This window comes from Psychrobacillus sp. FSL K6-2843 (assembly GCF_038626375.1).
GTDB classification, from domain to species: domain Bacteria; phylum Bacillota; class Bacilli; order Bacillales_A; family Planococcaceae; genus Psychrobacillus; species Psychrobacillus faecigallinarum.
In genome coordinates this window covers 1137342-1152523 of sequence record NZ_CP152021.1, presented here as the reverse complement: position 1 = coordinate 1152523, position 15182 = coordinate 1137342, and the positions used below count along the sequence as shown (strand labels likewise).

Below are 15182 nucleotides of genomic sequence, written 5' to 3'. Positions count from 1 at the left end.
TTTCATTCATCATAACAAAGAAGTAGCTTTTATGCCAAACAGTTTGCTAGCCATTCTGTAGCTCGTAGCATACCTTTTCTGGAAACAGCATGGCCAGAATTTTTTTCCTTCATAAATTCAATCTGAGACTCACCGTATTTTACAATCAAATCATCAACAAATTTCGAGGTTGGTGCAAAAGGTACTACTTCGTCCTTCGAACCGTGCCAGAAAAATAGCGGCTTGTTTGCTAACTTTTCTATTTGGTTAGATGCATCAAATACAGACAGCGTTTCAAACATTTTTCTTTTTTCTTCTTCATTCAATGGAACTTTAAAGCCTCTTTTTTCTATTAATTCAATTTGAGCTTTTGCTAACTCTACATATCCTGGAGTACCCATCATAATTGCTGCTGTATCTATCCAAGGATACGCAGTTAAACACCCAAGAGTAGTTATGCCCCCCATAGAGGTTCCAGCAACCCCAATTTTTTGTCCATTATCATAACCACGAGTACTTAGTTCCTGCTTTAGTTTACCAAGCTCTTCTATGGAAGTTAAAACTATTTCCCAAAATCTAAGGCTTATTTCTACTTGGTCTAACTTCATATCGCGATCTCCATGTAAATGAGCGTCGGGCATAATCACTCTACAGCCTTTACTAACTAACTGGTACGCATAATGAAGATTATGTTCTTTTCCACTTTCAAATCCATGTAGGAAAAAAACTACTGGTGCATTTTTATCAAAGTTATCATTAAATATATGTAAGACAGGAATTTCTCCCCAATTTTCTAAATTAGTAATCATTTAAGTCACCCCTCATTTGTATTATTACTATTTTAACAAAGCAAATCTTTTTTTACAAAATCGCAACATTCTACATTTTGACGTTGTCTTTGGAACAAGATAAACTTTATATAGAATAGAGGGGGAATTTTCTCATGGAACGTCACTTAATTGTATTAGATTTAGATGGTACTTTGTTAACAGACGAAAAAGTAATATCGGAAAACACTAAAACTACATTATTAAAAGCTAAGAGTGAAGGTCATGAAGTTATGATTGCAACAGGCAGACCTTTTCGATCTAGTGAAATGTACTATAGAGAGCTTGGCTTGACTACACCAATAGTTAATTTTAACGGTGCCTTTGTTCATCACCCAAATAATCGTTCATGGGATATGATACACAAACCGATAAGCCTAAACGTAGTAAAAGAAGTTGTAGAAGCTGTTCAGAGCTATTCTATAAAAAATATGCTCGCTGAAGTTCTAGATGACGTATACTTACATTATCATGATGAACAAATGTTATCTGCCTTTGCACTGGGAAATCCACAAATAACAACTGGAGATTTACGTACCTTTCTTAAAGCTGATCCTACTAGTCTTCTCATACATGCTGACGAAAATTCTGTAGACCTGGTAAGGAAGCATTTACGGGATGTACATGCAGAGGTTATTGACCATCGAAGATGGGGTGCGCCATGGGATGTTATTGAAATTGTTAGGCATGGCTTAAATAAAGCTGTAGGCTTAGACCATGTTTCTAAATATTTGAATATCCCTAAGGATAGAATTATTGCATTCGGAGATGAAGACAACGATCTTGAAATGATTGAATATGCTGGAGTTGGAGTAGCTATGGGAAATGCGATTTCACCGCTTCAAAACATAGCCAATGAAATTACTTCCACAAATAATGAAGATGGTATTGCAGAGTTCTTAAAAGAAAGATTAAAATTGAATTAACAAATTCACAATTTTTAGGAGGGTTAAAATGAAATTATTTGCTGACAGTGCTTGTGATTTGCCTAAGTCATTTTTTGAGTTAAGCCAAGTTGAACTAGCACCTCTTCGTGTTCATGTTGGTAATAAAGAATATGAAGATATTAATGATATAGAATCTACAGAGGTGTATGCGGCTATTCGTAGAGGTGAACAGCCTAAAACCTCTCAGGCTTCTCCAGAGCACTTCCTTCGAATTTTTGAGGAGTTAGCTAAATCAGGCGATGAGGGACTATACATAGCTTTCTCTTCTGAACTATCTGGCACATACTCTACGGCTGTCATGATGAAGGAACAACTATTAGAAACCTATCCCGATTTAAAACTAACGATAATCGACTCCAAATGTGCTTCACTTGGATATGGTCTTCTTGTGAAGGAAGCAGTTAAATTAAAAGAAGAAGGTCTTGATTTAGCATCTATAGAAGATAAAATTAGAAGAAATGCTAAGAATATGGAGCATTTGTTTACGGTAGATGACTTAGATTATTTGGCACGTGGTGGTCGAGTATCGAAAGCAAGTGCTTTTATTGGTGGACTTTTAAATATTAAACCAATTCTTCATGTAGAAGATGGCAAACTTGTACCAATCGAGAAAATACGCGGTACAAAAAAAGTGATGAAACGTATTATTGAATTAATCGAGGAACGTGGCGGAAATCTTGCAGGTCAAGTAGTTGCCATTAGCCATGCCGAAGTAGAAGAAAGAGCTAATGAGCTCAAACAAATGATACAAGAACGCTTTCAACCAGAAGATGTAGAGATTCATCTGATAGGGTCAACTATCGGAGCACATACTGGACCTGGAGCAATCTCTGTGTTCTTTTTAAATAAAGAAGCTTAAAAGTTTAAAAGACATTTCTATTAATAGATTTGTCTTTTTTATTTGTAAGGATATTTTACACCTCTTAGCACATAATAAGTTGGACTTATGTCGACATTTGCTGAAATGGAGTGAAATAATGGGTATTTTATCTGGAAATCAAAAAGAACAGCCTTTACATTGTGGTGAAGTGTTTGCTATTTGGACCAATCTAACAACAAACCAAGGTTTAATCGCAGCTCACCAAACTTTTTATAACCACACTGGAGATACCGAATTAAAGAAAATCATTGAAGACTCTGTTGAAGACATGAAAGAAGAAAATAAACAATTAGAAAAGATTTTGAAAGAAAATGGGATTGGACTACCTCCTGCTCCACCTGAACGACCAGTAGCAAATTTAGAGGACATCCCTACAGGTGCTAGATTCAATGATCCTGAAATTGCTGCCGCTTTAGCTATTGATGGCGCTGCTGGTTTGGTAGCATGCAGTAAAGCAATGGGTATTTCCACAAGAGAAGACATCGGCATGATGTATGGTCAATTTCATATGAAAAAGGCGCAATTAGGTGCTAAATTATTGAGATTGAGCAAGGAAAAGGGCTGGTTAATCCTCCCTCCTCTTCATCCAGAGCCTAAATGATTTTAAAGGGACGTGACTATCACGTCCCTTTAATCTTTTCATCAGAATATCAAATGTTGAGTTGTAGGAATAAGTTCTATAGATGATGACAAATTCTCTTATTCGAATTCTCAGCTCATACTTGAAACAAAAAATTCGAAGTCCTTCAAATTAATTAAATCCTTAATAAAAAAACTATCTCTTAGCTATAAGCCAAGAGATAGTCATTATTTTCATTTCGCTTTTTTACGATCGTCATCTCTTCTTCTTTGTTTTCCTTTTTTCCAAACTACTACTAGGAAAACAATGAATAATAGGTATGAGATTCCCATAGCAACAATATAGGCTGTGTTTAGACCTTTTCGTTCTGTTACTTGGAAGACTTCTACTATTTCACGGTCAATAACTAAACGGTAAGATCCATTATCTGAAGGCCTAACGATATCTGATTCAAAAAGCCCCTTAAGCTCTTTATCTTCTCCAACAATATCGCTAGAAAGATCAATTCGCTGTGTGGCGCTTGTATTATTGATTACAATAATAAAGGTTTCATCATTTGAAGAACGTTTATAAACAACATAACCGTTTTCATTTTTTAATAGTTCTGTATCTCCTGAGCGTATGGTATCTGATTTTGCTCGAATAGAGTTAATATCTTTAATATATTCAATCAGTTCCTCATCTACTCGAAAGTTCATGATTTGATGACTTTCTTCTGGAATTTGTCCATTCATCGCAATCTCTGTACCATACGTCATATAAGGCACTCCCGGTAAAGTCAGCATTGTCCCAATCGCTGTACGAATACGAGTTGGTGGAAACATGTTTTCCAATGCACTATGATAAGTAAATCTTTCAGACGTTAAACTATCAATCATCAATAAATCATTGAAATCTGTAGCGCCAATTACCTCAGAAGGATAATCTGTATTTTTAAAAGCATCCCTAAAATCAATCATTCGCTGTTCTGAATAATTGACATCAAAGTCTGCCTCACTCTCTTCTAATGCAATAATGTACATTGGGTCACGCACTTCTTTTAATGCTTCTATTAATTCATTTAAAAAATCAGTAGGAGCCCCTTCAAGTTCTGATAGCTTAACACCATCAAATTTATATTTTGTAGCAAACTCAACAATACTTTCCTTTAAGGCTGCTTGTACTTCTTCATTTTTCAAGTCTAAAGTCAGTTTTCCATTGTCAGTCGAAGTTATCCAGTCTTGTTTATCTGCTTCTGAAGCCCAAGCATGGTTAGCACTGTAATTATTCAATGGGAATTCAATCATTAATTTCATTTCTTTATCGTGCGTAGTCTTAATAAGCTTTTCAAACTCTTTAGAAGTCCCAAATTGCTTTTCTACTTCATTAAAATTTAAAACTGCCTTTCCATCATAGGATTCAGTGGAAAAAACCGGACCAATCGAGATAATAGTAAATCCCATGTCTCTTATATGATCCATCTTATCTATTATTCCTATAAAATCTCCCCCCGCAAAAGCAAGGTGGTCTTTAATATCTACATTGTAGTCGTTAGCTACGGTACTGTTAAAGTATCGGTCAACATATAAGTCATAAATACTTTCATTATGTATAGATGAACCTGTTTCCGCTTGAGCGCTATATGCTGTCGTTATCCAAAGACTACTAATAAGTAATATAGAAACAAGCCATTTTTTAAGTTTCAAGGTAATCCTCCTCTACATCGGGTTAACATATAAAATCATCTTGTCTATTTATACCCAAAAAAACAAGACTTATCACCGTTAATTTTAACAAAGCTACGTTTTAATCGCTATGTTTTATACTGAAATAGCTAAAAAATATAAAAGTATTCGTCCAAACTGTGTCTTAAAAAGAACTCCCATTTAGTGATTGTAAATTTAACACTAAGCACAATGTATTAACTCTGAAGGTTCATTATAAAATATTTGGTGGGTTGAGTGAGCAAGATAAGACATTACACTCGACCGGCTTATCGTTCTCCCCCGCAGAAAGCGTCCTTCTAAAGCAGAAATCAACTATACTATATTCTGTAGAACAAGATACTTTTTTAAAAACAACCTATATTATTAATTTTTAAGCTCAATTTTTACAAATAAAAAAGGCTCTCAAGATGAGAGCCTTTTGTTTGTTACGCTAAGAAATTGATACCCATTGGTAGCTTAAATCCTAGGAATAACGTGATAAGGAAAAATACAAACACTAGCACAAGGAAGGTTGTATAAGGTTTTCCTTTTGTCTTTTTAACTAATGTCATTTCCATCATTCCGATTACTAGAAGGCCTGCTATAAACTTCAAGCCATAAAGCATACCTTCACCAAAGTCCATTCCTTTCATGAATAGAGCAACTCCGGTAATGATGATTAGTAAATAGTCTAAACGCAAAATCATGTGAACTACTTTCGGGTTAGCCATTGCTAAAGCAACCAAAAATAGGATTAGGGCTACTACCCAAGTTGTTATGTGTAAGTGCGTGCTTGCTAAGAAATCCATTGTTTCACCTCAACGTTAATTTTAATATATCTCTAATATACCACTTCTAAACTACCATTACTCAAATTTGTTTACAAGCGTTCCGATTCCTTCAATGGAAACTTTCACAATATCGCCAGATTTCAAAAATTTTGGAGGGTTAAATCCTTTTCCAACCCCTGCAGGCGTTCCTGTTAGAATGACATCCCCTGGCTCAAGTGTCACTACTTTAGAAATTTCACAGATAATATTCTCTACAGAATATATCATGTCTGATGTTACGCCGTTTTGACGGATTTCATCATTCACTTTAGTCACAATTGTTAAGTCCTGTGGATTTGGAATTTCATCCTTTGTAACCACGTAAGGACCCATTGGACATGAACAATCTAAGCTTTTTCCAAGGAAAAATTGCTGATGTTTCTTTTGTAGGTCACGAGCTGTAATATCATTTGCAATAGTATATCCAAATACATAATCGTAAGCTAATTTAGTAGGAATGTTCTTCCCTTCCTTACCAATAATGATTGCTAGCTCTCCTTCATAATCTAATGAGGAAGTTAGCTCCGCATGAACTGGTAATGTTTGTTCGTCAGCAGCAATGGAAGTTGGAGCCTTAGTGAATACCACGAAATCCTCTGCTACTCCACCCATTTCCTTTGCATGGGCGGCATAGTTTTTACCAATAGCCATCACATTTTTAGGAGTACGAGGAATAGGTGATAACCATTCAATTTCCGTAAATGAGCGTTTAAAACGATTAGGATCCTCTTCTTTTAAAGCTGTCTCGACTAAAACTCGAATTTGTTCAATAAAATCCATCCCGAAACTGACACCTTGGACAATAGTAGCTGGAAAGTTCGGTAACACTTGTAGTTCTTCTTGAATAGAAAGAACATCCCATACTGCCTCTTCCTTTTTCACTTTTGGTCCAAAATAAATTTTATCGTTTACTCGGTATGACAATAGCTTCATCCATAAACACTCCTCTAAAGAAATTTGAATCTATTAGTATAGTCTATTACAAATAACCTTTATTTTCATCTTTTTCGAATTAAATTTTTGAATAAGTCAGTTTTCTCCACAATGCTTCCACAGGCCCTTGTTTAAATTTAAGGAACCAAATTTCTGCAAATATAACTTGAATTACATAAATACCTACTGCCATCCATGTACCTGTTGCCACATCTACTTGACCATATAATCCGAAGCCATAGCTATAGAAAATAGTCGTTGCAATAATAGATTGCATTAGATAAATCGTCATCGACATTCTTCCTGCTTTTCCGATCGGCGAAAGTATTTTCCCAATAATAGGTATTGCACAGATTAAAGCAATAATCCCTCCGTATGCAATTGCCTGAAGTGGTCCGCCAAACGTATCCTGTACTGTCATTGTAAACAAATCATCGCCTTTACTAAACGGTAGCCACTTAATAGCTGTACCTGCTGCCATTGTTATCAATATGGTGATAATCCAGAAAAGCTTTAACTCTCTTGCTCGTTCTATTAACTTCAGCTTTGCTGCAGCCGCTCCCACCATCAAAAGTGGAAGAATTGTACATATAATTAGCACTATATTTAATCCGTACCCTTGCATATAAAGCCAGTCAGTAATTCTTTGGCTAGATACATCAAACCAAGAGCCTTGGGAAAATGCGACGATGGAATTCTCTACTTCTTGAATTCCTGTATAAAGAGTAGCTTCCTCTGGAGCCGCTTTTACTAAAAAGTATAAAAGCCCACTCAACAAGCCATTTGGTATTAAAAATAATAATGCGCTGATTAAAAACAACCAAATCGGCTTCAATTTCATCAGTACAATTAACAACAATCCTGCTAGGGCATAAGTTATTAATATATCACCAGACCAAATAAGAAAAGCATGAATACATCCGATTCCTAGCAATATTAACAGCCTTCTAACTGCTAGTCGGTTAAAGGATGTTCCCTTTTCCTCCGATTTCATAAACTGCATCGCTAATCCATATCCAAATAGCATTGAAAACAAAGGATAAACACTGCCCTGTACAAAAATATCAATCCACTTATAGCTTTCTTGGTCGCCTGGGGTCTGATACCAGTCATATGGATTCACATAAATATAAGGACCATGAAAAAACAACATATTGACGACAAAAATACCTAATAAAGCAAAGCCTCTCATTACATCAATGGATATGATTCTTTCTTTCTCTTGCGTTGGTATAATCACCAAATTTCCCCCTAAAGTGTTACAGTTTTATTTATGTCAAATAGATATAGAACTCTCTCTTTTATCTCTACTTGCATGATGTCTTGAATAGCCCTTGCATACAAGGAAAGCTGTAGCTCGTATCTATTTTTCAATTCCTGAACTAAATGATCATCATTATTTTGCAGATGTTTTACTCTATCTGTCTTATAATCTAGCAGCACCCATTGACCATCTTCTTCTTGAAACAAGCAATCTACAACCCCTTGAATAATTTGCTTGTCACCATCTGGATCAACTAAAGCATATGTGAAAGGAAATTCTCTCATTACTTGTGTAGCTGCTCTCAATCGATCCGCTATTTCTGAATGGAAGAATGGAACCATCTTGTTTGGGTCTATTGCCGCTTGCTCCGCAGCAGTTAATATCTCTCTCTCTTTTAAACGCTCAGCAAAAGCTAAAACTTGCTCCGACGTTTTCTTTTCCTCTAAATCTACGTTTTGCATGAATGCATGGACAGCGGTACCAGCCTCGGCACCAGTCAGCTTCTCTTCCTGTTGCAAAAAGAATGGTCGTTTTGCTGTCTTGTCACTTAAAGTGTTTGTAGTTGGACCAAAAAACTCTTCATCTTCACGCTCTAACAAAAGTTGAAGTTTTTTCATGTCACTTACTGATTGCTTTGAACGCTTGTGGGTAGAAACCTCAAATGGATAAATTGTGTCAAATATATTTTTGATATCCTCTAACATCGCTGGATCTTCCGTTTTAATGAGTTCGGAAAGCGTTACTTGCTCCTTTTCTTCCTCTACATGTTGGACTTTAAACTCTTCTATATGCTTAGCGATAATGTTCCATTTAGATGGACCCTCCAATAAATTGGCCTCGTTTACTTCAGATAGTTGTTTATAGTCTGGATGACGAGCAAGGGCTGGACCAATCCAGTCTAAATAACCTTTTGCTTTAGCTCGTACATAGTCAGGGATCATTTCATCGCTCAGCAGTGTTTGAGAATCCTCCCATTTTTCCAATGTTTTTGCCAGGTCCTTGATCGTAGCAACTAAATATAAATGTTCCTTGGCACGGGTCATCGCCACATATAGAACTCGCATTTCCTCTGCCTTTAGCTCCATCTGTTTTTTTTCCTTAATCGCAAGAAATGGTAACGAGGTAAAAGAAATACGCTTTATAGGGTCAATCGCCTTTACTGCTAACCCAAAGTTTTGATCAAATAAATACGACTCATTGAAATCCATTTGGTTAAACGGTCTGCCCATGCCTGCTAAAAAGACTACAGGAAACTCGAGACCCTTCGAGGAATGAATTGTCATTAATCGAACAACATTTTCTTTCTCACTGATAGCACGAGCAGCTCCCAGGTCATCCCCACGTTTTCTCATACGATCAATAAAGCGAAGGAAACGGAAGAGACCACGGAACGAGGTCTTTTCATAAGTTACTGCTCTGTCATGTAAAACACGCAAATTTGCCTGTCGTTGCTTACCGTTTGGCATAGATCCTACAATTTCGTAATAATGTGTATCTAAATATATTTGCCAGATTAAATCTGCTAGAGATCCTCTTCTACTTAGATCCCGCCAATCATCAAATTGCAGAAGAAATCTTTGCAACTTCTCTGCAGTTTCTACTGTCAGTCCTGCACCCCCACTTGAGACAAATACTTTTAATGCCTCATAGAACGGCTCCTTAGGCGCTGCTAGTCTAATTAAAGCTAATTCAGATTCTGTTAAGCCTACGAATGGAGCACGCAAAACAGAAGCTAGTGAGATATCCTGATATGGATTGTCAATTGTTCGCAGCGTATGTAGCATGATTAGTACTTCTACTGCCTCAAAGTAACCCTTAGAAAGCTCCGCGTACAATGGAATACCTGCTTCCTTAAATTGCTCGTTGACTTCTTGAGACCAAGTCATGGAGCGCATTAAAATAACGATGTCGCTATACTGTAACGGCCGTTCTTTTTTCTTCCACGGATCATAGACAGTATGACCGCTGCCAATCATTTCTTTTATCTTAGAAATAATATAACGAGCCTCTGCCTGAGATTTTTTTAACTCCTCCTCAGCGTCAACTGTTTTAAAATCATCCTCATCTTCCTCTGATTCTGCGTTGCCATCTTCTACCTCATATAGCAAGGCGAGTTCAATGGCCGCATCTCTATCATCATAAGGAGCTTGTGGCTTCAAGGAAGCAGCATCGTCGTAGTCAATTTCTCCAACACTTTCTCCCATTACTTGCTGAAAAATATAGTTTGTTCCGTGCAATACCTCTTGACGGCTACGGAAGTTGGCATTTAAATCTATCTTAACTCCTGAGTCATGCGGCTCTTCTTTAAACTTTCGATATTTCCCTAAGAAAAGCATCGGCTCGGCAAGTCTAAATCGATAGATGGACTGCTTTACATCTCCTACCATAAACATGTTTCCCGTGAGTTCTTCTCCACTCTTAACTAGCTGTAGAATTGTCTCTTGGAGTCTGTTTGTATCCTGATATTCATCGACCAGTACTTCCTTAAAGCGAGCTTGGTAATCCTCCGCTATAGCAGAAGGCATTAAATTACCTTCCTCATCGCGCTCCGTTAATATTTCCAGAGCATAATGCTCCAAGTCAGAAAAATCCACTAAACCTTTTTCATTTTTTGCAGCAGTATATCTTTCCCCATAAGAGATTGCCAAATCTACTAAGGTTTTTAAATGAGGTGCCATTAGACGCATTTCTTCTAATAAGCGTTCAGGTGTACGGGTAAAATATTTATCCTTAAGATCATTTACGATCTTTTTCACTTTATTTCGTTTATTCGCTGCCTGCTTTTTGAGCACCTCATCGCAGGAATCTTTTCGAATAGATGCTGCTTTTCCCCATTTTAACCCTTGAAAATAGTAATACACTTCTTGCCAAGTACCCATTTTTAACAAGCGGACTGCTTCCTGTATTAGGGTTTGATCGTTAATAGCAGTATCGGCAAGTGGGGCTGGTCCGTTCGGAAGATTAGCAAGTCTTTTAATTTCCTCTGATACGGCAATTGCTTCCTCCAACTGATAAGTCAAAGCAAGCTTCAATGGTTCAATAAACGGAAGCTCATCAATAGTCATCTGCTCATCTAATTCGTATTCCTTTGGAATTGCTAATAGCCATTTACTTGGCTCCGGATGAACACGAGCATAGCTGTATAGTTTGTCTATCATAACCTCAATCGATTGATCATCACGGTCTGAAGTAAAGCTATCGGACAACAAATAAATGGCTTCTGGATTGTCTGTTTGATATGCTTCTTCTAGAATTTCTGCCAATACATCATCTCTCATTAGTGCAGCCTCTGTATCGTCCGCTATTCGAAAGCCAGGATCAATCGTGAGCATATATGAATATTGCCTTACGATATTTAAGCAAAACGAATGCAAGGTGGAAATTTGCGCCTTGTTTAACAAAGTCAGCTGCTTTCTCAAATGAGTAGAATCTGGATCTAAGACGATTGCCTTTTCTAGTGCCTCTCTCATTCGATGACGCATTTCTGCTGCGGAAGCATTTGTGAATGTTACTACTAGTAACTCATCCACATTAATCGGATTTTCTTTTGCAATTACTTTCTGGATAAGTCGATCGATGAGTACAGCTGTTTTACCAGAACCTGCGGCAGCTGCTACTAATACATCTGAACCAGTAGCCCAGATTGCCTTCCACTGTGCCGGGGTCCATGTTAAATCGGCCGGCATGTTAGGAATCTTCATTTGTACTCATCTCCTTTTGAATCTTTTCCGTTATAACGTCTGGTTTTTCTACTTTAATCACTCGAACCTTTTGCTCCGGGTCCTGAGGGTCAAATTGACATACACTTTTGTATGAGCAGTATTGGCATGGCATCTTGTCCTTCATGACATACGGATAAACTCGAGTGTCTCCCGCATTCATACCGTTACCGGCTTGTTCATGTTTTTTACGGACAAAGGATTGTAAAAGTTTCATTTGTTCTGGTTCTACTACTTTGGAGGAGGATTTAGAAAGATTCCCATCCTTGTTCATGCGAACCGGTATCACTTTTGAAAATCCATCTATTTGCTCATCCATTTCCATAACTACCTCCGGATCATCCAAAAGCAAGCCATTCATCTTATATGACTTATAAATAGCGTCCTGTAGCTCTGTGTCTTCAAGTTCCTTCTGGCTTTGAATAAATGGATTATGCATATGCACGTATAACACACCTGCTGGTTCAGCTTCCTCTTGCAACCAAATTTTTGCATTTTCTACTGCTACATCTAAATAGGTTAAAAGCTGAAGTGATATACCATGATATACTTCATTCAAATCAATGCCTTTCTTAGATGACTTGTAATCTATAATTCGCATGAACATATTACCATTCACGTTTGCAGCGTCGACCCTGTCAATTCTTCCTCGTAGCTGCATTCTACGGCTATTTTTTAATGGAATTTCCATAGGTGGTAATATCTCACCTGGACCAAATCCAGCTTCAATGGCAATGGGCACGAAGCCAGATACTTGTGAATGTCTGCTTAATGCCACTAGGGTATTGCCTACTATCTGCTCTAATTTTCGTTGAATGTAACGATATCTATTTGTACTTAACAAGAGCTGATGTACAAAGACCGGAACTATATGGTCTACAGCCTTCTTTGCAAGCTGCATGCACTCTGCTTTAGTTAGCTGGCCCCACGTTAAATTTAAGCGTGATGTCTCGTCAGATATCCACTTCATAGCAGCATGGAATAAGTCGCCCATAGCTGGTGCCTCCAAGCGATACTCTGCTCGCTCCTCCAACTTTAGTCCGTAGCCTGCGAAATGAGCGAAAGGACAGCTATAATACTTTTCAACACGCGAAACGCTTGAATTGATAGTTTCACCGTATAACGCAGCGGTTATATCCTGAGACAACAGCTCGGTTTTGTTTCCACGAAGCATCGGTCTAATAATCCGCTTTAAGAGCGTGGACCAGTATGGGTCCTCCATATAATACTGATACACTGCCTGCCATGCATCCGCCAATTCACCGGTTTGTAAAGCCTGACGGAGCTGCATCGACAAATACGCCAGAGTTGTTCTAGGATGACTAATTAATGTGATATCAAAGCTCTGATCTTTAATATCAGAAGGATCGATTACAGCTAATTCCAATGGAACACCATCTACTAACTGTTGAAGCTTGCTAATATACATAGAAGGCAGCTGAGCCTTCCCTTCACTATCCGCAATAGCATAAGATACATACAAATAATGAGAAGGAGTTGCAAAAGCTTTATACGTCAAATAATTTTCATCGAGCAATCTCATCCGAGAGGTTGGCGCTAGCTCAAAGCCTACTTTAGTAAACCATTCCCGCTCAGTATCGGATAGCAACCCCTCATGATCTATTCTTTTTGGGAACACGCCATCGTTTACACCGACTACAAATACAGCTTTTATATTTGTCAGACGCGCAGTATCTACGTTTCCTACGATTACCTGATCTATTGTAGGAGGAATTCGAGAAAAGGTCAGCTGGTCATAGCCTTCATCGAGGATTTTCATCGTTTCCTCTAGTGACATTTCTTTCTCCCCAAACATTAAAACAAACTGGTCAAGCACATCGACCCAATCGTTCCATGCCTGGTCATGCTCTGTAGCCAACAGTAGCTGTCCGCTCTCCTCCTCCGCTTTTTTGAGACTTTGCAATTTTTCATAAACCTGCAAGGATTCCATAAAGGTATAGAGTGCGGTGGCTATTTCTTTTCCTGTACTGCATTTGCCTAAGGTATCGGCCAGCTTCTTAATAGGTTGAATGAGAACATCTCTTACTGCATGGATCTCCGCTTGTATACTTAGTTCTTCATCAGTCTGGACTTTCGAATAAAACTCCAATCCACGATACTTTTTATAAGTCCATCTTCGTTCATCAAACCAACGATCGCCGTATATACCAAAAGACAAAACAAAATTTTCTAAGCGATCCGCACGTTCCCTCCACATCGTTTTAGGCGCATCTAGCGGAAAAAAGAGATCAGTCTTAATCGCCCGGAACATGGGTTCATATTTCCAATCCGTTCGAATAATCTCTAAAACTGTTCTACTAAGCTCGATGAGAGGATGATGTAGCATGGATTTCTTTTTACTTATGAAAAATGGAATTTCATATTGCGGAAAAGTTGTCTCAATTAGTCCTTCATAGTTTTCTGCATCACGATGCAATATAGCAATCTCGTTATATCTAACGCTTTTAAACTGAGCTAAGTCTCTGATATGTCTAGCTACCGCATGAATTTCTGCACGTTTATTCATCGCCTCTGTAAGCCTTAAAGCTCCTTTAGAGACAATTTCTGTTGGTGGCAATTGATCAAAGTTTGCTTCGATATGAGCTAGCTCCCCAGCAACAAACCTTCTTTGCTCGCTAAAATGAACTGTGTTCTCAACTTCTACACCCACTGACTGAGCCATCTCTATTAATCTAACTGCTGTATTGGCAGGCTGAAAGAACAAGGATTGCTCATCATAAGCATCAGACAGGCTCCCTAGTGGAAAAGCGATAGAAATTCTTCTTGCTTTCTTCATCAACGCTTGAATGATTTCAAGCTCTCTTGTTGTAAAAGAGGTAAAACCATCAATATAAATTTCAGCAGTTTCTAGTAAATACGAGTCTTCTATCTTATTGGCAAGCAGAGTTAAATATCCCTCTCCATCTACAAAACTCGTTCCTAGCTTCTGTTCTATTAAATCTAACATCATCATGATGTCAGATGATTTGTCTAACAATGTTTGAGGCGCATCTACAGCCCTTAAGTCACTAACTGCATTGCTCATCGAAGAATAATCTAAGCAATACCGACTAAACTCCTTTAGTAAAACCTCTATTTGATCTGTGAATCCCCGTTTAGTAGAGGCACGCTTAAATAAAGTGAATTCCTCTTTATTTTCCTCTAGCAAGCTACGGATGAGCATTCGATAACCGAAACCGCTAATCTCTTCTTTTGCGATTCCCCCTGTTTCCTGAAGGACACGCCAGGCAAGACGTTTAAAGGTGGTCACTTGAGCACGGATGATTCCGCTTAACCCTGAGTCTGCAGCCAAGTCATATTCACTGGAAAAAGACATTTGGTCAGGAACTATATAAAAAATAGGGTCTCCAATCGGAGCCGCTTTTACTGTTTGGACGATTTCTTCCTGCATAAATTTTGTTTTACCAGAGCCCGATCGACCACTAATAATTCGTAATGACAAGCTAAACTAGCTCCTTTCATAAAAAAACCGAATAATTCCCTACTCTCATTGTACAAAACATAATCGAGTGAGGGA

Annotated in this window: 10 protein-coding genes; 3 read left to right on the top strand and 7 right to left on the bottom strand. The window is 37.9% G+C overall.

Annotated elements, in window-relative coordinates:
* Positions 1–29: 29 nt before the first annotated feature.
* The gene (locus MKY94_RS05615) at positions 30–788 is read right to left on the bottom strand and encodes a prolyl oligopeptidase family serine peptidase (protein ID WP_144537695.1); all 759 of its coding nucleotides are present in this window, start codon (positions 786–788) and stop codon (positions 30–32) included.
* A gap of 134 nt (positions 789–922) precedes the next feature.
* Here MKY94_RS05615 and MKY94_RS05610 point away from each other — a divergent pair, with 134 nt between their 5' ends.
* The 3 genes from MKY94_RS05610 to MKY94_RS05600 all read left to right on the top strand — a co-directional run bounded on the left by MKY94_RS05610 (position 923) and on the right by MKY94_RS05600 (position 3234).
* A complete protein-coding gene (locus tag MKY94_RS05610; RefSeq protein WP_144537694.1) occupies positions 923–1732 on the top strand; it encodes a Cof-type HAD-IIB family hydrolase in 810 nt (269 codons plus the stop codon).
* Positions 1733–1760: 28 nt separating this feature from the next.
* The gene (locus MKY94_RS05605) at positions 1761–2612 is read left to right on the top strand and encodes a DegV family protein (protein ID WP_144537692.1); all 852 of its coding nucleotides are present in this window, start codon (positions 1761–1763) and stop codon (positions 2610–2612) included.
* Positions 2613–2730: 118 nt separating this feature from the next.
* Positions 2731–3234, top strand: a complete 504-nt coding sequence (locus MKY94_RS05600) for a DUF3231 family protein (protein WP_340862801.1) — start codon at positions 2731–2733, stop codon at positions 3232–3234.
* A 212-nt stretch (positions 3235–3446) separates the two neighbouring features.
* Here the strand turns inward: MKY94_RS05600 and MKY94_RS05595 are convergent, their stop codons facing one another.
* From MKY94_RS05595 to addB, 6 genes are all read right to left on the bottom strand, one after another.
* On the bottom strand, positions 3447–4898 hold the full coding sequence (locus MKY94_RS05595) for an alpha-amylase family glycosyl hydrolase (protein ID WP_342578207.1): 1452 nt from the start codon (positions 4896–4898) through the stop codon (positions 3447–3449).
* Between the two features lie 446 nt (positions 4899–5344).
* Positions 5345–5707 carry a YisL family protein gene (locus MKY94_RS05590; RefSeq protein ID WP_144537687.1) on the bottom strand — a complete coding sequence of 121 codons (363 nt, stop codon included), beginning with the start codon at positions 5705–5707 and terminating at the stop codon, positions 5345–5347.
* Between the two features lie 57 nt (positions 5708–5764).
* Positions 5765–6661, bottom strand: coding sequence for a fumarylacetoacetate hydrolase family protein (locus MKY94_RS05585; protein ID WP_144537686.1), 897 nt, complete (start codon positions 6659–6661; stop codon positions 5765–5767).
* Positions 6662–6740: 79 nt separating this feature from the next.
* Positions 6741–7901, bottom strand: coding sequence for a DUF418 domain-containing protein (locus MKY94_RS05580; RefSeq protein WP_229653924.1), 1161 nt, complete (start codon positions 7899–7901; stop codon positions 6741–6743).
* Between the two features lie 11 nt (positions 7902–7912).
* The gene (gene addA / locus MKY94_RS05575; protein WP_342578206.1) at positions 7913–11626 is read right to left on the bottom strand and encodes a helicase-exonuclease AddAB subunit AddA; all 3714 of its coding nucleotides are present in this window, start codon (positions 11624–11626) and stop codon (positions 7913–7915) included.
* On the bottom strand, positions 11613–15107 hold the full coding sequence (gene addB / locus MKY94_RS05570) for a helicase-exonuclease AddAB subunit AddB (protein WP_342578205.1): 3495 nt from the start codon (positions 15105–15107) through the stop codon (positions 11613–11615). The genes addA and addB overlap by 14 nt, the downstream gene beginning before the upstream one ends.
* Between the last annotated feature and the right edge of the window lie 75 nt (positions 15108–15182).

Bases quoted from the DNA above. Each gene is read 5' to 3' on its own strand.
- MKY94_RS05615 (WP_144537695.1), bottom strand. From the start codon at position 788: ATGATTACTAATTTAGAAAATTGGGGAGAAATTCCTGTCTTACATATA.
- MKY94_RS05610 (WP_144537694.1), top strand. From the start codon at position 923: ATGGAACGTCACTTAATTGTATTAGATTTAGATGGTACTTTGTTAACA.
- MKY94_RS05605 (WP_144537692.1), top strand. From the start codon at position 1,761: ATGAAATTATTTGCTGACAGTGCTTGTGATTTGCCTAAGTCATTTTTT.
- MKY94_RS05600 (WP_340862801.1), top strand. From the start codon at position 2,731: ATGGGTATTTTATCTGGAAATCAAAAAGAACAGCCTTTACATTGTGGT.
- MKY94_RS05590 (WP_144537687.1), bottom strand. From the start codon at position 5,707: ATGGATTTCTTAGCAAGCACGCACTTACACATAACAACTTGGGTAGTA.
- MKY94_RS05585 (WP_144537686.1), bottom strand. From the start codon at position 6,661: ATGAAGCTATTGTCATACCGAGTAAACGATAAAATTTATTTTGGACCA.
- addA (WP_342578206.1), bottom strand. From the start codon at position 11,626: ATGAAGATTCCTAACATGCCGGCCGATTTAACATGGACCCCGGCACAG.